This is a genomic window from Sulfitobacter sp. JL08 (assembly GCF_003352045.1).
GTDB lineage: Bacteria > Pseudomonadota > Alphaproteobacteria > Rhodobacterales > Rhodobacteraceae > JL08.
The window spans coordinates 941,101-959,469 of sequence record NZ_CP025815.1; the positions used below are offsets into that span (position 1 = coordinate 941,101).

Annotated in this window: 25 protein-coding genes and 1 other RNA gene; 14 read left to right on the top strand and 12 right to left on the bottom strand. The window is 58.2% G+C overall.

Going from position 1 to position 18,369, the window contains the following annotated elements; translation table 11 throughout:
- Positions 1 to 42: 42 nt before the first annotated feature.
- The 4 genes from C1J05_RS04740 to C1J05_RS04755 all read right to left on the bottom strand — a co-directional run bounded on the left by C1J05_RS04740 (position 43) and on the right by C1J05_RS04755 (position 4,273).
- Positions 43 to 1,011, bottom strand: a complete 969-nt coding sequence (locus tag C1J05_RS04740) for a DUF2927 domain-containing protein (protein WP_254684703.1) — start codon at positions 1,009 to 1,011, stop codon at positions 43 to 45.
- A gap of 13 nt (positions 1,012 to 1,024) precedes the next feature.
- Positions 1,025 to 2,215, bottom strand: coding sequence for a toxic anion resistance protein (locus C1J05_RS04745; protein ID WP_114869250.1), 1,191 nt, complete (start codon positions 2,213 to 2,215; stop codon positions 1,025 to 1,027).
- Between the two features lie 30 nt (positions 2,216 to 2,245).
- Positions 2,246 to 3,145: a 5-bromo-4-chloroindolyl phosphate hydrolysis family protein gene (locus tag C1J05_RS04750; protein WP_114869251.1), complete on the bottom strand. Its 900-nt coding sequence runs from the start codon at positions 3,143 to 3,145 to the stop codon at positions 2,246 to 2,248.
- Between the two features lie 246 nt (positions 3,146 to 3,391).
- Positions 3,392 to 4,273 (bottom strand): pseudouridine synthase, encoded by an 882-nt coding sequence (locus C1J05_RS04755; protein ID WP_114869252.1) that lies wholly within the window; start codon positions 4,271 to 4,273, stop codon positions 3,392 to 3,394.
- A gap of 61 nt (positions 4,274 to 4,334) precedes the next feature.
- Between C1J05_RS04755 and C1J05_RS04760 the strand changes: the two genes are divergently transcribed.
- Complete coding sequence (locus tag C1J05_RS04760) at positions 4,335 to 4,790, top strand: nucleoside deaminase (RefSeq protein ID WP_114869253.1); 456 nt, start codon at positions 4,335 to 4,337, stop codon at positions 4,788 to 4,790.
- A 16-nt stretch (positions 4,791 to 4,806) separates the two neighbouring features.
- Here C1J05_RS04760 and C1J05_RS21295 read toward each other — a convergent pair whose 3' ends face one another.
- Positions 4,807 to 5,007: a hypothetical protein gene (locus C1J05_RS21295; protein ID WP_205389068.1), complete on the bottom strand. Its 201-nt coding sequence runs from the start codon at positions 5,005 to 5,007 to the stop codon at positions 4,807 to 4,809.
- A gap of 307 nt (positions 5,008 to 5,314) precedes the next feature.
- On the opposite strand from C1J05_RS21295, the gene C1J05_RS21300 reads away from it, so the two are divergent.
- A complete protein-coding gene (locus tag C1J05_RS21300) occupies positions 5,315 to 5,467 on the top strand; it encodes a hypothetical protein (RefSeq protein WP_162797918.1) in 153 nt (50 codons plus the stop codon).
- A 76-nt stretch (positions 5,468 to 5,543) separates the two neighbouring features.
- Here the strand turns inward: C1J05_RS21300 and C1J05_RS04765 are convergent, their stop codons facing one another.
- Entirely contained in the window at positions 5,544 to 6,236 is a 693-nt protein-coding gene (locus tag C1J05_RS04765) for a metal-dependent hydrolase (RefSeq protein ID WP_114872114.1), read from the bottom strand.
- A 172-nt stretch (positions 6,237 to 6,408) separates the two neighbouring features.
- On the opposite strand from C1J05_RS04765, the gene gatC reads away from it, so the two are divergent.
- The 7 genes from gatC (at position 6,409) to rpmG (ending at position 10,922) form a co-directional block, all read left to right on the top strand.
- Positions 6,409 to 6,696 (top strand): Asp-tRNA(Asn)/Glu-tRNA(Gln) amidotransferase subunit GatC, encoded by a 288-nt coding sequence (gatC, locus tag C1J05_RS04770; RefSeq protein ID WP_114869254.1) that lies wholly within the window; start codon positions 6,409 to 6,411, stop codon positions 6,694 to 6,696.
- A complete protein-coding gene (gatA, locus tag C1J05_RS04775; protein WP_114872115.1) occupies positions 6,696 to 8,183 on the top strand; it encodes an Asp-tRNA(Asn)/Glu-tRNA(Gln) amidotransferase subunit GatA in 1,488 nt (495 codons plus the stop codon). The genes gatC and gatA overlap by 1 nt, the downstream gene beginning before the upstream one ends.
- Before the next feature lie 46 nt (positions 8,184 to 8,229).
- On the top strand, positions 8,230 to 8,931 hold the full coding sequence (locus C1J05_RS04780) for a hypothetical protein (protein ID WP_114869255.1): 702 nt from the start codon (positions 8,230 to 8,232) through the stop codon (positions 8,929 to 8,931).
- On the top strand, positions 8,892 to 9,593 hold the full coding sequence (locus tag C1J05_RS04785; protein ID WP_114869256.1) for an N-acetylmuramoyl-L-alanine amidase: 702 nt from the start codon (positions 8,892 to 8,894) through the stop codon (positions 9,591 to 9,593). Before C1J05_RS04780 ends, C1J05_RS04785 begins: the two co-directional genes overlap by 40 nt.
- Before the next feature lie 72 nt (positions 9,594 to 9,665).
- Positions 9,666 to 10,169, top strand: a complete 504-nt coding sequence (locus C1J05_RS04790) for an aggregation factor core (RefSeq protein ID WP_114869257.1) — start codon at positions 9,666 to 9,668, stop codon at positions 10,167 to 10,169.
- A 59-nt stretch (positions 10,170 to 10,228) separates the two neighbouring features.
- Positions 10,229 to 10,622: RNase P RNA component class A (gene rnpB / locus C1J05_RS04795), an RNA gene on the top strand.
- Between the two features lie 132 nt (positions 10,623 to 10,754).
- Positions 10,755 to 10,922, top strand: a complete 168-nt coding sequence (gene rpmG / locus C1J05_RS04800) for a 50S ribosomal protein L33 (RefSeq protein ID WP_007814563.1) — start codon at positions 10,755 to 10,757, stop codon at positions 10,920 to 10,922.
- Between the two features lie 127 nt (positions 10,923 to 11,049).
- Here rpmG and C1J05_RS04805 read toward each other — a convergent pair whose 3' ends face one another.
- Entirely contained in the window at positions 11,050 to 11,442 is a 393-nt protein-coding gene (locus C1J05_RS04805; RefSeq protein ID WP_114869258.1) for a GFA family protein, read from the bottom strand.
- Positions 11,443 to 11,632: 190 nt separating this feature from the next.
- Here C1J05_RS04805 and C1J05_RS04810 point away from each other — a divergent pair, with 190 nt between their 5' ends.
- Together C1J05_RS04810 and C1J05_RS04815 are read left to right on the top strand one after the other, a co-directional pair.
- Positions 11,633 to 11,926 (top strand): antibiotic biosynthesis monooxygenase family protein, encoded by a 294-nt coding sequence (locus C1J05_RS04810; protein ID WP_114869259.1) that lies wholly within the window; start codon positions 11,633 to 11,635, stop codon positions 11,924 to 11,926.
- Positions 11,927 to 11,931: 5 nt separating this feature from the next.
- Complete coding sequence (locus C1J05_RS04815; RefSeq protein WP_205389070.1) at positions 11,932 to 12,405, top strand: GFA family protein; 474 nt, start codon at positions 11,932 to 11,934, stop codon at positions 12,403 to 12,405.
- A 122-nt stretch (positions 12,406 to 12,527) separates the two neighbouring features.
- On the opposite strand, the gene C1J05_RS04820 is transcribed toward C1J05_RS04815, so the two are convergent.
- From C1J05_RS04820 to C1J05_RS21310, 4 genes are all read right to left on the bottom strand, one after another.
- Entirely contained in the window at positions 12,528 to 12,944 is a 417-nt protein-coding gene (locus C1J05_RS04820) for a VOC family protein (protein ID WP_114872116.1), read from the bottom strand.
- A gap of 114 nt (positions 12,945 to 13,058) precedes the next feature.
- Positions 13,059 to 13,424, bottom strand: a complete 366-nt coding sequence (locus C1J05_RS21305; RefSeq protein WP_162797919.1) for a hypothetical protein — start codon at positions 13,422 to 13,424, stop codon at positions 13,059 to 13,061.
- A 121-nt stretch (positions 13,425 to 13,545) separates the two neighbouring features.
- Positions 13,546 to 14,322 (bottom strand): Bax inhibitor-1/YccA family protein, encoded by a 777-nt coding sequence (locus C1J05_RS04830; RefSeq protein WP_114869262.1) that lies wholly within the window; start codon positions 14,320 to 14,322, stop codon positions 13,546 to 13,548.
- Between the two features lie 201 nt (positions 14,323 to 14,523).
- Positions 14,524 to 14,745, bottom strand: a complete 222-nt coding sequence (locus C1J05_RS21310) for a DUF1127 domain-containing protein (RefSeq protein WP_162797920.1) — start codon at positions 14,743 to 14,745, stop codon at positions 14,524 to 14,526.
- A gap of 127 nt (positions 14,746 to 14,872) precedes the next feature.
- Here C1J05_RS21310 and C1J05_RS04840 point away from each other — a divergent pair, with 127 nt between their 5' ends.
- The gene (locus tag C1J05_RS04840) at positions 14,873 to 15,751 is read left to right on the top strand and encodes a LysR family transcriptional regulator (protein WP_114872118.1); all 879 of its coding nucleotides are present in this window, start codon (positions 14,873 to 14,875) and stop codon (positions 15,749 to 15,751) included.
- Between the two features lie 18 nt (positions 15,752 to 15,769).
- On the opposite strand, the gene C1J05_RS04845 is transcribed toward C1J05_RS04840, so the two are convergent.
- Positions 15,770 to 16,729 (bottom strand): NADPH:quinone oxidoreductase family protein, encoded by a 960-nt coding sequence (locus C1J05_RS04845; protein WP_114869263.1) that lies wholly within the window; start codon positions 16,727 to 16,729, stop codon positions 15,770 to 15,772.
- 337 nt (positions 16,730 to 17,066) lie between these two features.
- On the opposite strand from C1J05_RS04845, the gene C1J05_RS04850 reads away from it, so the two are divergent.
- Positions 17,067 to 17,441, top strand: coding sequence for a helix-turn-helix domain-containing protein (locus C1J05_RS04850; RefSeq protein ID WP_114869264.1), 375 nt, complete (start codon positions 17,067 to 17,069; stop codon positions 17,439 to 17,441).
- 76 nt (positions 17,442 to 17,517) lie between these two features.
- On the top strand, positions 17,518 to 18,309 hold the full coding sequence (hisN, locus tag C1J05_RS04855) for a histidinol-phosphatase (protein ID WP_114872119.1): 792 nt from the start codon (positions 17,518 to 17,520) through the stop codon (positions 18,307 to 18,309).
- The last annotated feature ends 60 nt before the right edge of the window (positions 18,310 to 18,369 follow it).

Here is an 18,369-nt window from a genome sequence, read left to right on the forward strand (position 1 = left end):
GTGCGGTCCTCTTTATGTGTCTGTGTTCGTCGCGGTTTCGTGTCAGTTATCACCCAGCAATTCGCCCGCGATCACGCGGACAACAGGCGCGGCCTCCTTTGCGCTCATGCCCTGGCTCAGGCGGGGATCATATAGCATTTTCAGCAGCAATTCGTCCTGGCTTGTCAGCAGGGCGAATTCGTCGTCATCATTGAAGATCGATGGCCGTGCCTGCGGGCTGTCATTGGCCAGCCCCAGCCCCTGGGCCAGTTCCTCGTGGATGCACGAGCGGCGCAGCAGATCGGGGTGTTCATCGCGCACCAGCGCGATGGCCGTGGTATAATTCTGGTCATTGCCGCTTTCGGAAAAGGCGGCGACCAGACAATGGATCGAACGCGGGATGTCGCGGAAGATGTCCACCGACTCCTCGGATATTCCGGGCACGATATCTCGGATCTGGTCCAGCGCATCGGGCCTGTCGTCTTCGTTCAGAAAGAACACGAAAAAATTGGCGTTGTTTGACGAATAGAAAATCGGATGGCCGGTGATCCGTGCCAGCCGCGCGGCATAGTTCTGCACTTCGGCCACATCGCGGTCCTGGCGGTCTTTTGAAACGGATTTGCCAAAAACGGCCTGCATACGCACCGGCCCGCCCCAACGGCGCAGCGCACTTTGCGCGCCGCCCCCGCGGCTAAGGCCGGCCCCGCGCACATATTCGTCATAAAACGCGATACGCTCGAAATTCCGGGCCAGATCGTCCGCGCTGAACGGCGTGTCCGGCCCTCCGCCATCCTGGCGCAACAATCCGCGCACCAGCATGTCGTTCTGCACACGGGCATAATACCGCGTCAACGCAAGGCTTTCGTCCGACGGACCGCGCGCCACGCCGGTATCGGTGGGGGCCGACGGGCGCGGCGGGGGCGCCGTTGGTGCCGGCAATTGTGCAAGATCACAAGACGACATCGCCACCAGCGCCACCATGATGGCGCCGGTTCGCAAAACCCGCGAAAATCCGGGAATTCTTGCGCTCACATCCACTGGCCGTTTAACCCGGTACCGCAGTTCCGGCGGTATCACCCAAACCGTCGCGCCGCGCCTTGGCCGAGGCCAGAGTGTCGCGCAACTCGGCTTCCATTTTTTGCAGTTCGATTTCGGCGGCCGCGCGTCTGGCCTTGCCTTCGTCGGCAATCGCAAGGCTTTCATTGATCGTGCCCACCAGATCCGCATTGGCCTTTTTCACAGCCTCGATATCGAAAACGCCGCGTTCCATTTCCTGCCGGATGATCTTGTTGCTGTCGCGCAGGTTCTTGGCATTGGCGGTCAGCAATTCATTGGTCAGATCATTTGCGTCGCGTACGGCTGTGGCCGCTTCGGCGCTGCGCTGGATTGTAACGGCCTGCGCCAGTTGCGTTTCCCAAAGCGGCACAGTGTTGACCAGAGTGGAGTTGATTTTCGTGACCAGCGACTTGTCGTTTTCCTGAACAAGCCGGATTGATGGCAGCGATTGCATCGTCACCTGCCGGGTCAGTTTCAGATCATGAACGCGCCGTTCCAGATCGTCGCGCGCCGATCGCAGATCGCGCAATTCCTGCGCGGCCATCACCTGATCGGCCTCGGGTGTCTTTTCCACCTCGGATGCCTTGAGCGGGATCAGCGTGCCATCCAGTTCTTCCAGTTTTTCGGTTCCGGCGGCAATGTACAGCGCCAGTTCGTCGTAAAACTGAAGGGTCTTATCATAAAGGATATCCAGCGATTTGATATCCTTCAGCAGCTTGTGTTCGTGCCCCAGAAGATCGTCGGTGACCCTGTCGATCTGGCCCTGTACCTCTTCGAATTTCGCGGTGAACTTTGCAAAAGGGGCAGCGCGGCCCAGCAGTTTTTCCCACCAGGACCGGTCGCGGCGCACATCCAGTTCGCTGACCGAAAAGCCCCGGATCGTCGTGACGATATCGCGCAGGCTGTCGCCAGCAGGGCCGACATCCTTGTTGCGTACGTCCGCCAGCATGGATTGGCTGATTTCCTGCAATTCTGCCTGTGCGCCTGATCCGAAGGACACGATCGAATTGGTGTCTTCCATATCGATTTCGTCCATCCGTTTGCGGATTTCGGCGCTGACCGGTGCATCGGCTTTGGCCAGCGGAACGATTTCCTGACTGGGCTCGGGCAGGACAACGGCGGTCACTTCCTCGACAAGCTCGGCGGCGCTTTGGGCCTTTTGACGGACGGTATCGGACATGGGACACTTCCTTTGGTAAAACGGCGGGCGCTATTTCACGCGCACGCCTTCGCGTTTCAGACGATCCCGAAGGACCTCGATTTCAACAGTCATGTCGCTGCGGTCGTCCAGCAGCGATTTTCGGGTGCGGGCGGCAAAATTCTGATCCAGATCATCCAGCAGGGCAACATAATCCGCGCGCGCCTTGGGATCGCGGGTGCGACTGTAGACATCGGCAAACTTGATGGTCGCATCGCGCGCACCCTGAAGATACACCACCAAGTATTTGCGCGCTGCGGTCAGATCACGGGGGTCTTCCTCGACCGTGCGGATCAGATCGCGTGCGGTTTTCTGAAACGTTTCGACGCGCGCCTCGATCTTGCGGTCGCCTGCGCGCACAATCGCATCGGACATGGCGCGCAGATGTTTTTCGGCTTCGTCGACAACGCGTGCGACGCGGTCCTGCTGAAAGGTGTCGACCCCTTCCATGCCCTTGTTCTTAAGGGGATCGAACCCGAAACTGACGGAATGAAGAACCAGTGCGGCGATGCCATAAAGAAACGGTGCAATCAGACTGGGATCGGGCAGGCTGTGTTCGCCCTTGTAAGCGGCCAGCGTGACGCCGATCCCGGTAAGGACGCTTGCCGCCATCTTGCGCGGAAATGCAGGGCGGCGTGCCACTTTGCGGGCGTCATAGGCCGCCTGCGCGCGCAGGCCTTCGCGCAACAGCCACGCGGCCAGCGTCAGCACCGCAGCCGCGATCAGAGCGATTGATAATCCGATTGCGCCGTCATTCAGTGACAGAAAAACCAGCAACACGCCCGGTAGAAACAACAGGTTCGAGCGCGCGCCCGCCGGATCGACCCTTGCGCCATCAAACTGGCTGCGTGGCAACGGCTGGTCTGGTTCTGCAGCGTCGGGGCTGTACTTGCCACCAAACCGTTTAGCCATGGATCACAACCCCCCGAGCCAGCCGGTGGAAACGCCAAAAAGCAGCACAAGCAGTGCTGCATATGTGATTTTGCGGATGCCAGCCCCTGACATGTTGCGCCTCATCTGATCTGCAAAGATAGAAGTAAGCCAAGCGGCCCGCGCTTTCTAGGGGGAAGTACCGGTATAGATTGGCAAAAGCGGGATAACGCGCGCAATGGTGTTGGATTATGCCATTCAAACGGGCGTTTTGTGGCCCGGCTGGTCTTATCGCGTCTTGCGCGGTCTGTTTTTTTGCGGTGCACCGGTTCGGGTGCTTGCCCCTTCCGTTTCGGGTTTACCGGTGGCGCGCCTAGTGGAACTGTGACGCACGGCCTTCGGTTTTTTCTGCGCATTGCCGCTGTCATCCGCGTGATCCAGCCCCAACTGGTCGCGCACCACACGGCGGCGCAGTTCTTCCACGGCACCGGGTTTCAGTTGGCCCAACTGGAACGGACCATAAGATATGCGGATCAACCGGTTCACGCTTAATCCGACATCTTCCATAGCGCGCCGGATTTCGCGGTTCTTGCCTTCGCGCAGTCCGACAGTCAGCCATGCGTTCGCGCCTTGCTGGCGGTCGATCGTGACAGTCATCGGCAGAAACCTGTCCCCGGCCACATTCAAACCCTTGCGCAGCGGTTCCAGCGTGTCATCGGTTGGCCGCCCGTTGACCCGCACGCGATATTTGCGCAGCCAGCCGGTGCTGGGCAGTTCCAGTTGCCGTTTGACCGCGCCGTCATTGGTCAGCAACAGCAACCCTTCTGAATTGAGATCAAGCCGCCCGACGCTCATCACGCGGGGCAGGTCTTCGGGCAGATCATCATAAATCGTGGGGCGGCCCTGTTCGTCACGCGTGGTTGTGACCAGACCTGCAGGTTTGTGATAAAGCCAAAGGCGCGCCGGTTCAGGGGCATTCAGTGGTTTGCCATCAACGGTGATTTTGTCCGATTCCGTTACGTTCAGGGCGGCACGGTCAATTTTGGTGCCATTCACGCTGACACGACCTGCTTCGATCATACGCTCTGCTTCGCGACGCGAAGCAACGCCGGCGCGGGCCAGTACCTTGGCAATCCGGTCGCCCGGCGGGGAAGAGGAAGATTGTGTCATGAAGCGGGCTTATCCGATCTGCCCCACTTGCGAAAGCGCCCATTGCGGGCCAGACAGGGGAATGGTGTTCAAATCACATATGGCGCTGGCCCTGAAGGAAGCACGTGCGGCCGCAGCGCGGGGCGAAGTGCCGGTGGGCGCGGTGATTGTCGATCCGCACGGGCAGGTTGTTGCCAGCGCAGGCAACCGAACACGCGAACTGAACGATCCGACGGCGCATGCCGAAATTCTGGTGCTGCGTGCGGCGTGCAAGGCGGCGGCCTCTGAACGGCTGGTCGGGCATGATCTGTATGTCACGCTGGAACCCTGCGCCATGTGCGCGGCCGCCATCAGCGTCGCCCGCATCGCGCGTCTGTATTACGGCGCCGCTGATCCAAAATCTGGGGGTTTGGCGCATGGTGCGCGGGTGTTTTCGCATGTGCAATGCCACCACGTGCCCGATGTTTACGACGGCATCGCTGCACCGGAATCGGAACAATTGCTGAAAGAGTTTTTCGCAAGGAAGCGGAACGGGTGATTAGCGGGCACCAGCCCTAGATCAGGAATTCCACGCTTTTGGAACACGCGATCACAACGATCGAAAACGCCGCAGTAGCGATCAGCACAGCCGGAACATCAATGAAAGGTGTTGGGCGATAGGGCACCGACAGGTCAATGTCGGCGTACGTCGCAAATGACGCTGGCTTGGACAAGGCTTTGCGACAAATGGCGACGTACGCGGCTAACAAAGTCATACTCGAAGGCTTTCAAAACAAGAACGGGTTACAGACACAAACAACACGCGGGGAACTGGTAAACAAAATATCCAACGAGCATGGGTTATTTATAAAGGGTGGGTGAAAAGTGTCAATTAGTAGACTTAAAGGTGTACGTTTTTACACTAAGGTTGGACAATTTTGCTATAAATATTTGATATTAAATGATTAAAAAGAACTTTACCAAGATGTACCTGCCCTTCGAAAAAACCCAGAAACAGTCTTATTCCGACCAAGAACCTATTCAATACTGGGGATGTTAGTAACGAGTGAGTTGGATTTTCAAATGAATGAACTGCATCGAGACGGAGAGTATGATCCCTTTGCAATCCGCAAGAAGCATACCATGACCACGCGAGAGCGTTTTGGCGAAATTGCCGAAGCAACTGTAATTGCACTGGTCGTCTGCGCACTGGTGTATCACCTTTTCCTGGGGTGATACACCGCGCCGTCCGTTTGTGGGCCGGCGCACCTGAAACCAGATACCTGTGCCGGTTGGATCCGTTTGCTTTTTCTTACAGCGCGATGGGTTGCATCACCTGCGGCTTGATCACGTCGACGTCAGGCAAGCCGTCGATCAGGACCTGCGCGGACTGTTCCAGCAAGGGAAAGGTCCGATAGTGGCAGGGGATGACGGTTTTAAAGTTGAAATACCGTTTGGCCGCATAGGCGGCCCGTTTCATATCCATCGTAAAATGCCCTCCGGCACACAAGATGCCGATATCGGGGGCGTGAATGTCAGCCATCCATTCCATATCCGCCATGATATCCGTATCGCCGGTGACATAGATCGTGTGGCCCTCTGCCGAAATCATATAGCCCGCTTCGGATCCGGCATAGACCGGCCCTGCATCACTGCCGACTGACGAAGAATGAACCGCGTTGACCATCGTTACGGCCACATCGCCCAGTTGCACGGTGCCGCCTTTGTTGAAGCCAACGGTCTCAACCCCCTCTGACGCTTCCCAATGGCTCATCAGATCGTAAATCCCGGCAATCGGAATGCCCTTTTCGCGCGCGATGACCAGACAATCACCGGTGTGATCGCCGTGGCCATGCGTCAGCAAGATATGGGTGGCATCTTGGGTTGCGGCACCGGCGTCATGGCCTTCAAACATCGGGTTTCCGGTCATCCACGGATCAATCAGCAGAATCTGGTTGCCGATTTCCATTCGAAAGCTGCTGTGTCCAAGCCATGTGATTTTCATCGTTTCCTCCTGCGGGGTTGGTGCGAACCTGACAGAACAATGAAAAATGGAATACCATCGGGATGCAAGCCGCTTGTTCGCCCATTGGGGCGCGTGGACAGGCCGGATTGGCTTGCAGCGCGCCGGACAGGGCGGTAAACGGCGCTGAACCGACACAACACAGGGGCGTTCCATGTCCATCGACGAAAACACCGCCGCGCGCGTGGCGAAACTGGCCCGGATCAAAGTCGAGCCCGAGGCGTTGCCGGCACTGGCTTCGGAATTCAACACCATCCTCGGCTTTATCGAGCAACTGAACGAGGTTGATGTCGACGGGATAGAACCGATGGTGTCGGTCACGCCCATGCACGCCCCCCTGCGCGAGGACAAGGTGACAGACGGCAACCAGCAATCCGCGGTTCTGTCCAATGCGCCGGATGCGCGCGAAGGCTTTTTTGCTGTTCCCAAGGTGGTTGAATGATGTCTGATCTGAACAAAATGGGTCTGGCGGCCGCGCGCGATGCGCTGCGCGCCAAAGAGGTCACGTCGGTCGAACTGACGCAAAGCTGTCTTGATGCAATCGATGCCGCTGACGCGCTGAACGCCTTTGTCCACAAAACGCCCGATCTGGCGCTTGAACGTGCCCGCGCCGCCGATGCGCGACTGGCCACAGGCGATGCACCGGACATGTGTGGTCTGCCCGTTGGGATCAAGGATCTGTTCTGCACCAAGGGCGTACCGTCGCAGGCGGGCAGCCGGATCTTGCAGGGCTTTTTGCCGGAATACGAATCCACTGTCAGCCAGAACCTTGCCGATGCGGGCGCGGTGATGCTGGGCAAGCTGAACATGGACGAATTCGCCATGGGATCGTCGAACGAAACCAGCACCTATGGCAACGCGGTCAGCCCGTGGCGGCGCGGCAATGATGACGCGGCGCTGACACCGGGCGGATCATCGGGCGGGTCTGCGGCGGCTGTCGCGGCCGATCTGTGCCTGGCGGCCACCGGCACCGACACCGGCGGTTCCATCCGCCAGCCGGCAGCCTTTACCGGAACGGTCGGTATCAAGCCGACCTACGGGCGCTGTTCGCGCTGGGGGATTGTGGCCTTTGCATCCTCGCTGGATCAGGCGGGCCCGATGACCAAATCGGTGCGCGATGCGGCCATCATGCTGGGCACCATGTGCGGCCACGACCCCAAAGACAGCACATCTGCCAACCTGCCGGTCCCGGATTTCGAAGCCGCGCTGACGGGCGATATCAGGGGCAAGAAAATCGGTATTCCGAAAGAATACCGGATGGATGGAATGCCCGAAGAAATTGAAACTCTCTGGGCCGAAGGCATCGCAATGATGCGCGATGCAGGGGCCGAGATCGTCGATATCACGCTGCCGCACACCAAATACGCCTTGCCCGCCTATTACGTGATCGCGCCCGCCGAAGCGTCCAGCAATCTGGCGCGCTATGACGGGGTGCGCTATGGCCACCGCGCGACGCTGGCACAGGGCGACGGCATCACCGAAATGTATGAAAAAACCCGCGCCGAAGGCTTTGGCCCCGAGGTGCAGCGCCGCGTCATGATCGGCACCTATGTGCTGTCGGCGGGGTTTTACGATGCCTATTACAACCGCGCCCGCCGCGTCCGCGCCTTGATCAAGCGCGATTTTGAAAACGTGTTTGCCGACGGGATCGACAGCATCCTGACACCGGCCACCCCGTCTGCGGCGTTTGGTCTGGGGGAAATGGTGGATGCCGATCCGGTCCAGATGTATCTGAACGACGTGTTTACCGTGACGGTCAACCTTGCCGGATTGCCGGGCATTGCGGTGCCAACGGGGCTGAACGCCCAAGGGTTGCCGCTGGGCCTGCAACTGATCGGGCGCCCCTGGGAAGAGGCTGATCTGCTCAATTCCGCGTATGCGCTGGAACAGGCGGCAGGCTTTGTGGCCAAACCTTCGAAATGGTGGTAAATCGGGCGTCAATCAGGTGAAAACGGGTATCAGCGGGGCAGTCGGAATGCGTTCAATTCTTGCGGTGATCGTCGCAGCCACAGTGGCTGCGTGCTCTCCTCCTGTGCCCGATAGCGGCCCGGCCTCGCGCGAGGAACAGCGCGCCCGTGATGCGGCGCTGGCCAACCCCGGCCTGCCATCGCCTTATGCAATTTCCGAAGAATCCATCGCGCCGACCCCATTTGCCAGCGCGCAAACCTCGCCCAATGCGGATATTGCCGCGGAAACCACCGCCGCCCTTGCCGCGACATCGGCCAATTCCGGTGTGCCTCCGCTTGAGGCAAGCCCGTCCAATCCGCCCCCCGCGATCCTGAGCAATCCGGGCATTTCCAGCGAAAACGATTTTGCAGCCGTCAGCGCCGAGCAGACGATTGAAAGCGATGCCGAGCGTCTGGCGCAGAACCGCGCGCAATACGAGGTGATCCAGCCGACCGAACTGCCATCGCGCAGCGCCAGCACCCAGCCCAATGTGGTGGCCTATGCGCTGCAAACCTCGAACCCCAAAGGCACGCGCGTCTATAACCGTGCCGGAGCGTCGCAATCCAAATTCCAGCGCAACTGCGCCAAATACGCCTCGCCCGATCTGGCGCAGGTCGATTTCCTGAATGCGGGCGGCCCGCAGCGCGACCGCAAGGGGCTGGACCCGGATGGCGATGGCTATGCCTGTGGATGGGATCCAGCGCCGTTTCGTGCAGCGGTTGGCAACTGATCCGCGCGCCCGGCACGATATGGCGCCCGTCGCCCAATTTCGGGCCGCGCCGCGACGGTTTGCAGCCTGACCTGATCGTTCTGCATTATACGGCGATGAACAGCGCGCAGGCCGCGCTGGACCGGCTGTGTAACCCCGATTGCGAAGTCTCGGCGCATTATCTGATCGGCGCGGATGGCAGCATCACCCAGATGGTCGAAGAATCCATGCGCGCCTGGCATGCCGGGGCCGGAGAATGGCAGGGGCGGGGGGACGTCAATTCGCGCTCCTTCGGGATCGAACTGGACAATGACGGGGCAACGCCCTTTGCCGCTGCGCAGATGGACGCGCTTGAACACTTGCTGCCCGTGCTTATGAAACGCTGGGCCATTCCGGCAGCCGGCGTTATCGGTCATTCGGATATGGCCCCGGGCCGCAAGGCAGACCCCGGCCCGAAATTCGACTGGCAGCGTCTGGCCCGTCAGGGGCTGGCCGCACAAGCGGGCATGCAGACCAGCGCGCCGGATGCAGAACAGTTTCGCAAGGCAGCGCAGCGGATCGGCTATACGTCCGATATCGCCGATGATCTGTTGCTTGAAACCGTCCGCTTGCGCTTTCGTCCGGGCGCGTCGGGGCCGCTGTGTTCAGACGACATGCGTGTTGTGTCAGTTGGAAACGCTTGACACGCGGTTGATTTATCGCCGCGCCGCACCAGTTTTCCGGTCAGTCAGAAACTCACAAGCCGGACGTATGAGATGAAAACTATATCAGGAGCAGTCATAGGCGCGCTGTTGGCCACACCGGTGGTTGCGGACGTGATCGTGCGCTTTGACGAAGGCGCGCCGACCGACAGATTCACATTTATGTCGACAGATCACTGCCTGAACGGCCCCATTGGGCTGACCGTCGATTTGTCCGGTTCGCTTGCGGGGTTGATTTTTGATGTCACCCCGGCAGGGGCCGGAGTCGACGTGTTCCAGCCTTTCGTTCTGGTCGCCGGACAAGACCTTGTGTCGTCCCTGCCCGAGGTGCGCGATGGCGACACCGTCCTGAACATCGGGTTAAAGAACATGATCGCGAACCAGCCCGTGGCGTTCACCATAGACGTGGACGACACAACCGGCGGACGCGAAATTACGGTCAGTGATGCGGAAATCAGCGGTGCCACTGTGACGCTGACACGCGATGGTATGGATTTTGCGGCGGTTTTTTCGGATCAGGCGACGGCCCTGATCGAAACACCGGCCTGCACTTCGTGATCGCCATGCACAGACCGGGGATTGACCGGACGCCCGCCACTGCCTAAGTGCGGTTCTGCGCGGAGGGCTGGATGGCCGCGGGCGGGGCAACCCGTCCGAGGAAAGTCCGGACTCCCTAAAGCAACGGTGCCGGGTAACACCCGGGCGGGGCAACCCGACGGACAGCGCCGCAGAAATGAAACCGCCTTTCCCCGGAAAGGTAAGGATGAAACGGTGGGGTAAGAGCCCACCGCACCGCTGGCAACAGGGGTGGCACGGCAAGCCCCACCGGGAGCAATGCCAAATAGGACCCTTGCGCGGGCTGGTCGGGCAACCGATACCGCCGCAGGCCGCTTTAGCCGGAAGGGTCGGGTTGGCAGCTAGAGGTGCCGTGGCAACACGGCATCAAGAGGAATGGTCATCCATCCGCGTTCGCGCGGGGGACAGAATCCGGCTTACAGGCTCTCCGCGCGTTTTTTTAAGGGGTTTGTGCGGTTATGCGCGCAGCCCATCACGTTTCAGGGTTGACTCGGACCCGCGCCTGCGTAAAACGCGGGCTTCATACGAATTTACCCGGTGGCAATGCCCCGGCGCAGGAGTGTTATCATGGCGAAGCCAACCACAATCAAAATCCGCCTGAATTCGACTGCGGGCACAGGCCATTTTTATGTGACCAAGAAAAACGCACGCACCATGACTGAAAAGATGGTTGTGCGCAAATATGACCCCGTGGTCCGCAAGCATGTCGAATACAAAGAAGGCAAAATCAAATAAGCCTTTCCGAAACCGGACAGTGTAGACAAGGCCATGCAGACATCCTGCGTGGCCTTTTTGTTTGTGCCTTGCGATTGTTTGGTGCGGTTTTGGCAGCCCCGACAGCCCCGTCAGCAGGGCCGCACCCTTATTGCGCGTTGATGATCGACGTTCTGTCCCAGGATTGCGCCGCATCTGAATAAATCGATTTATCCGGAGTGTATCTTGCCGGATCATCCAGCGAAGAGGCATGGACATAAATCCGGCCGCTTGCGCGTTCACTACGCCGGGTAAGCTGGGATCCGCACCTGGGGCAGAACCCGGTATAAGTCGACTGACCGGAACCACCACGCATTTCATAGGTTCTGTACTCTTCACTGACTGAAAACGAACCCAGATCAAGCTGCATCATCTCGGCATGTCCCGAACCTGTCAGCTGCTGGCAATCACGACAATGGCAGCGGAACATGGGCGCATCCGCTTGAACGCCCTCGTAGCGGACCAAACCGCATTTGCATCCACCGGTTACGCGTTCCGTCATTCCGCAATCTCCGTTTTCCGGAACCTAACACGGAACATCCGAAATGTCAGCTTGGCCTGCCGCGCAGCCGTGGCGGTATCACACGGCAAATGGCAGTCCATGGGCTGATTGCAGATTTTTTGCCTGTGATGTGCTACACTGGTTTATGAGGCAGTCATTCGGCAAGAGCCCAAGGAAAAGGGGCTTTGGCATGATCATGCGCATTTTTCAGGTTGTAACGAAACCTGGTAAAGAAAAAGAGTTCAGCTCTTTCTTTCACAACACGGCCATTCCTTTGATGCGCCAAACAGACGGGATTGTGCAGGTGCTGCCAGGTGCTCCGCATTCTGCCACACCAAGGGAATTCAGCTTCGTGATGGTGTGGAAAGATCTCGCGTCACTCAAAGCTTTCGTCGGCGAAGATTACCAAAATGCCCATGTAGATCCTGCGGAAGCTGAACTGGTCGAATCCAGATCAATCAAACATTACAATCTCGTGGAATGAATCGAATGATACATAAAGAGCATTCGGGAAGCTGTGGTTGTGGGAAAGTGGCCTACAAAATGACAAGCAATCCGATGATTGTGCATTGCTGTCACTGCAAGGAATGCCAAAAGCAAACCGGGGCAGCATATGTATTGAACGCGATCATCGAAGCTGACCGCGTGATCTGCGAGGGCGCTACGACCGAACACACCCTCCCCACGCCAAGTGGCAAAGGGCAGGTCATTACCAGATGTGCAAGCTGCGGAACCGCTGTCTTCAGCAGCTATTTGGTCAGACTGGGCAAGTTGACGTATGTCCGTGTCGGCACTTTGGACGACCCGTCTAGGTGTCCACCGGATGTTCAAATCTTCACGTCGAGCAAACAGCCTTGGGTTCCATTGCACCCGGACATTCCCAGCTTTGATGAATTTTACAAGTTTGAGGACGTTTGGTCTGGATCGTCTCTCAAGCGGTGGAACGAAATCTTCGGTGGTTGAATTCGAAACCGGTCTTTGCTTCGCCCAGCACCCCCGTCCTCTGCGCAAATGGCAGCTTATGACGGGTCAGAGTCCACTGTGCCGGATGCCGCAAGCCGCACCAAAGTCAGCAATGTCCGGTATCAATCGTCGCGTCCGGGTTCATCGGGATTATCGCAGAACAGTGCGATCTTGTTTCCATGCGGGTCGCGAAGATAGCCAACGTAAAAGTGCGGGCCGTACGAAGCACGGAAATCAGGCTGGCCTTCGTCAACTCCACCAGCGGCAAGTGCTGCGGCGTGAAGCTCACGCACTTTGACTTGGCCGGGTACTTCAAATGCCACCATAGACCCATTCCCGGATGAAGCAGGGGCACCGTTGAAGGGGGCTTTTACATAGAAATCGGGTGAAGTCGGCTTTTGACCCGGTTGTGCCGGTGGAATGTAACTCAAATCTCCTTGGTATTCTTCAAGGCTATAGCCGAGGGCGGGCAGGAAGGCAGAATAAAAGCGTTCCGCACTTGCCAAGTCATCTGCGCCAACGGTGACATAGGCAATCATAAAGCACATTCCTTCATTCAAGAGTTGGGCCAGTGCTCGGGAAATAGGTTAAGATTGCGCCTTTGTCATCCCTTCGCAAAACTGCCCTCTGCGAATATGACAGCCGGTGACCGGTCAGGAATCGGGACCCTTGTCAGGGGGGCGCTGATCAAAGTTGATTTTGGGGGCAATGGCCCCTTTCAGAAGGGCGACAATTGCGCCGGTCAAAGCGCCGATCTTCAATCCGGATTGCGCCGAAATCCCCAGAAAATAGCTTGCAATCAAACCCAAGACAGCACCGATGCAGACGCCGATTGCAAGCGACTTCAAGTCATTGATGAACTTTTCAAGGAAGCCTCGCTTGAGTATTGGCAATGCCTCCTCTGACTTGTCGTTTCGATCTTTCAATTGGCAATCTCCCGGTGAATGGCCGTTGGGTTCAAGAAACCTTGAAATAATGGCGTTTCCGAGGCGAAAAACGTTTCTGACACTGGTCCCCAAGGTCAGGGACTTCGACCGAAACCCGGAAGCCGCAAATGCCCGGCGCAGGATGTGTGGTGTTACAGAACGAAAAAGGGCCAGCGTTTCGGCTGGCCCTTGTCGTGTCGGATATCAGGTGACGTTATTCGCGGTTGCCGAACAACTGCAGCAGCATCATGAACATGTTGATAAAGTTCAGATACAGGCTCAGCGCGCCCATGATGGCGGCCTTGCCCAGCCATTCAGAATCGCCATGTGCGGCGTGGGCCACATATTCGGTTTTGATACGCTGCGTGTCATAGGCCGTAAGACCGGCAAAGATCAGAACACCGATGGCGGAAATCGCATACATCATCGGGCCCGACTGCAGGAACAGGTTCACGATCGACGCGATGATCAGACCGATCACGCCCATGATCAGGAATGTACCCCAACCGGAAAGGTCTTTCTTTGTGGTGTAGCCATACAGCGACAGGCCGGCAAAGGCGATCGACGTGATCAGAAAGATCTGCGCGATCGAATATCCGGTGAATACCAGAAAGATCGAGCTGATCGAAACGCCCATAACGGCAGCAAACGCGTAGAACGTGGTTTGCGCAGTCGCTGCGGACATTTTGTTGATCATTGCGCTAAGCCCAAAAACAAAGGCCAGCGGAGCGAACATCACAACCCATTTGAGCGGCGACAGGTACAGGGCGGCGCCCAGCGATGTCAGGTATTTGTCAGGGCCGATCTGTGCGGCGGCGGCGCTTGGGTCGGCGGTGACGGCCAGACCGGAAATCGCCCATGCCGCAGCGAAGGTGATCAGCATGCCTACGGACATCGTGCCGTAGACCTTGTTCATATGCGCGCGTAGACCCGCATCAATATCAGCGGCGACGGAACCGGCCGCTGTCCGGATTGTGTTCAGTTCAGCCATTTGGAACCTCCAAGTAAGACACATCAGCGGTGCCGGACACACTCCGACCGCATTGCTTGTCAGATATTGGGGGTCTGCACCGGCTTTTCAAGCGTTTTCGGGGCCAAACCTGCGCAAAATTGTCAGAAAAGACCCACAACCGTTGCGAGAATGGTGCATGACGGGGGATTTCCCCCGTCATGGGCCCAAATGGCAGATGATTCAGGCGCACCAGTTTTGTGGCGCGTCCCAGATCGGACGACGGGCTTCGGCCTGCGCCTGCTTGCGGCTGATGCCGATGTCGTTCAGGGCATCGATGTCCAGATCGCGCAGAACCTGACGCTGCCGCCATGTGTCGTACATACGGCGCAGGAAAGTCGCGCCAGACGCGCTGGAAGAGCGGGCAAATCCGGTGGGGCGGTGCAGAGCGTGTGAAAAGGTCATTTCCACTGTCCTTTCATTCATTCGGAATATTTCATCGGGGTTTCATCAAATTACTTGATCTATATGGCAAGCCGTGCTTCATTTTAAAAACGAATGTTTGTGACGACATTGATCAAGGATTGTGATGATGCGAAATCTGGATGTAACGACTCTGCGGTCTTTCGTGGCTGTGGCAGATACTGGCGGTGTTACGCGGGCTGCGGGGTTCCTGCATCTGACGCAATCTGCCGTGTCGATGCAGCTCAAGCGATTGGAAGACATGCTGGGGCTGGACCTGCTGGACAGATCGGGGCGCACCGTGGCGCTGACCGCATCGGGGGAACAGTTGCTGACCTATGCACGCCGCATGGTTTCCCTGAATGACGAGGTGATCACCCGCCTTACCGATCAGGCGTTCGAAGGCGCAATTACAATCGGCGTGCCGCAGGATATCGTCTATCCGGCCATTCCCCGCGTGCTGCAACAGTTCAATGTCGCGTTTCCGCGTGTGCGCGTGCAACTGGTCACCACGTTTACCCGCAGCCTGAAAGAAGAATTCGCCAAGGGTGAGCTTGACCTGATCCTGACCACCGAAAACGATGCAGTGGCCGAGGCAGAAACCATTGCCGAACGCCCCTTGCGCTGGATCGGCGCGCCGGGCGGGTCTGCATGGCGCCAGCGCCCGTTGCGCATCGCGTTCTGCCGGTACTGCACATTCCGCCCGCGGGTGATCGAGGCACTGGACGGGGCGGGTATCAACTGGGAAATGGCGGTCGATACGGAATCCGATCGCACCATCGAAGCAACAGTGACGGCCGATCTTGCCGTGCATTCCGTGATCGAAGGCACCGAACCCGGCCACCTCACGCAGATCGACCATGGCGGCGTGCTGCCGGACCTGCCTGTGCAAAAGATCAACCTTTACGGCGCGGATGAACGCAAGGGCGAAGTCATCAATGCGATGGCCGGCCTGTTGCGCCGCGCCTTTGCAAACAGCGAACCAAACGCAAAGCTGCGCGCAGTCTAGTCAGGTGCCGGTACAGGATCAGATGGTGATCACGACCTTGCCGGTCGATTTTCGCTTGCGCAAAAGCTCCATCCCGTCGGCCACCTGCGTCAGCGGCAGGGTGTGGCTGATATGCGGTTTGATCCTGCCCTGGCTGTGCCACGCCAGCAACTCGTTCAGAGACTCGATAATAACCTGCGGTTTGAACGACATGTAGCCGCCCCAGTAGAATCCCAGAACCGATATGTTTTTGACCAGCAGGTGATTGGCCGGAATTTTGGGAACGCCGCCGCTGGCGAACCCGATGGTCAGAATGCGCGCTTCCGGTTTGCACGCGCGGAATGCGGCATCAAACAGATCGCCGCCCACAGGATCATAGACCACATCCGCACCGCCAAGGGCCTTCACCTCGGCGCGCAGATCGGCGCTGCTGGTATCAATCAGGTGATCCGCCCCGGCTGCCTGCGCAATGGCAAGCTTGTCCGCGCCCCGCGCGCAGGCGATCACGGTGGCTCCCATCTGCTTTCCGATTTCAACCGCAGTCAGACCAACGCCGCCGGCCGCGCCCAGCACCAGAAGGGTTTCGCCCGGTTGCAGACGGGCGCGATACCCGAGGGCAACATGACTGGTGCCATAGGCGATCTGAAACGCCGCCGCTGTCTCAAAATCCATCGTGTCGGGCAGGGGCAACAGGCGCGATACATCGTAACACCCGTGTTCGGCCAACCCGCCCTGACCGCCAAAAACCGCCACCCGGTCGCCGATATGTGCGCCTTTGGTGTCTGGCCCCAACGCCGAAACAACGCCGGAAACCTCCATGCCCAAAGTGAACGGGGCAGGGGGCGTGTCCTGATACGTACCGCTTTGCATCAGCAGATCGGCAAAGTTCAGCCCACAGGCTTTTATGTCGATACGCACCTGTCCCGCCGCCGGTTCAGGGACCGCAATATCGGTCAGTTGCGGGCGATCTCCAATGGCGTTGATCGTGTAGGCGCGCATGGTTGAGTCCTTGATTTTTAGTGGTTTTCGGTGAATTTGGCGACGGATTGCCCTGTTTGAACAGGTCGTTTCTGCAAAAAGTTGCAGTGGTTAACAATGGCTAAACCAGTTGATTCGCACCATTATTCAGCCTCAGATTGAGTGTTTGCGCCATGCGTTCTCCTATATCGTGTGTCAAACATCTTGATATGAATTTTAAACAACGTAGAATAGAACCATGATGTGCGTAGGTGGGACGCCGTTTGTATTAAGTGTTCGTGGTTGGGACGACGAAACTCACACGCGTGAGGCCATCGCTTGTCAAGAAGTAGTGAGTAAATGAAAAGGGAGTAAATCAATGACACATCCAGTAGACGTTCACGTCGGAAAACGGGTGCGCCATCGCCGGTGGTTGGTGGGAATGACACAGCAACAACTTGCTGAACAGGTTGGGATCAAATTTCAGCAAATCCAGAAATACGAAACCGGGGCCAATCGCGTCAGCGCGTCGCGGCTTTGGGATATTGCCGATGCACTGGACGTACCGGTCAGTTTCTTTTTTGAAGGGCTGGATGCGGAACATACGGCCGCTGTCGAGGGACTGGGTTCTATGCCCGCAGACCTGATGGGTGACAAGGAAGCCCTGGATCTGGTGCGGTCGTATTACGCGATCCCCGAGAACCAGCGCCGCCGCCTGTTTGAACTGGCACGTGTTCTGAGTGACGTGGCCTGAGCACGCCGCCTTTCGGTACAATCAATCAAAATGATCCGCCCTTGCAATAATGCAGGGGCGGTGTCAGATCGTGCGCATGACGCATTGTGATAGCGAATTGCTGGACGTGGCTCTGGAACTGGCCGATGCCGCGCGCGCCGCGATCCTTCCGCATTTCCGGCGTCATGACCTGCAATCGGACAACAAAGACAGTGCAGGGTTCGATCCTGTCACCATTGCCGATCGCGAAAGCGAACAGGCGATGCGCGCCGTTCTGGCCCGCCTGCGACCGCAAGATGCCATTCTGGGCGAAGAATTCGGCGCGACGGCGGGCACCTCTGGTCTGACCTGGGTGCTTGATCCGATTGACGGCACACGTGGTTTCATCAGCGGTACGCCGACATGGGGCGTTCTGATCGCCGTGTCTGATGACAACGGCCCGCGTTTGGGTGTGATCGACCAGCCCTATATCCGCGAACGGTTTGTCGGTGGCGCGGGGCAGGCCTTTGTCGATGGTCCGGGCGGCCGTCACCCGATTTCCACACGCCCTTTTCGCCCTTTGAACAAGGCGACACTGTTCACCACCTTTCCCGAAGTCGGTTCCCGCCCCGAGCGCGACGGGTTCGAAGCTGTGGCGAGACAGGCCAATCTGGTGCGCTATGGCATGGATTGTTATGCCTACGCCCTGTTGGCCGCCGGCCAGATCGATCTGGTGATCGAGGCGGGTTTGAACGCCTATGATGTACAGGGGCCGATCGGTGTTATTCTTGCCGCCGGTGGCACGGTCACAGACTGGCAGGGCAAACCGGCGCATCATGGCGGGCGCATTCTGGCTGCGGCAAATCCGGAAATTCACCGGCAGGCACTGGATATTCTGTCGGCGTTCTAGACCGGGTTGAGCGTTCGGGAACGATCGGCTAGCATTTGCCCGCATCAAGTCCTTACGCCC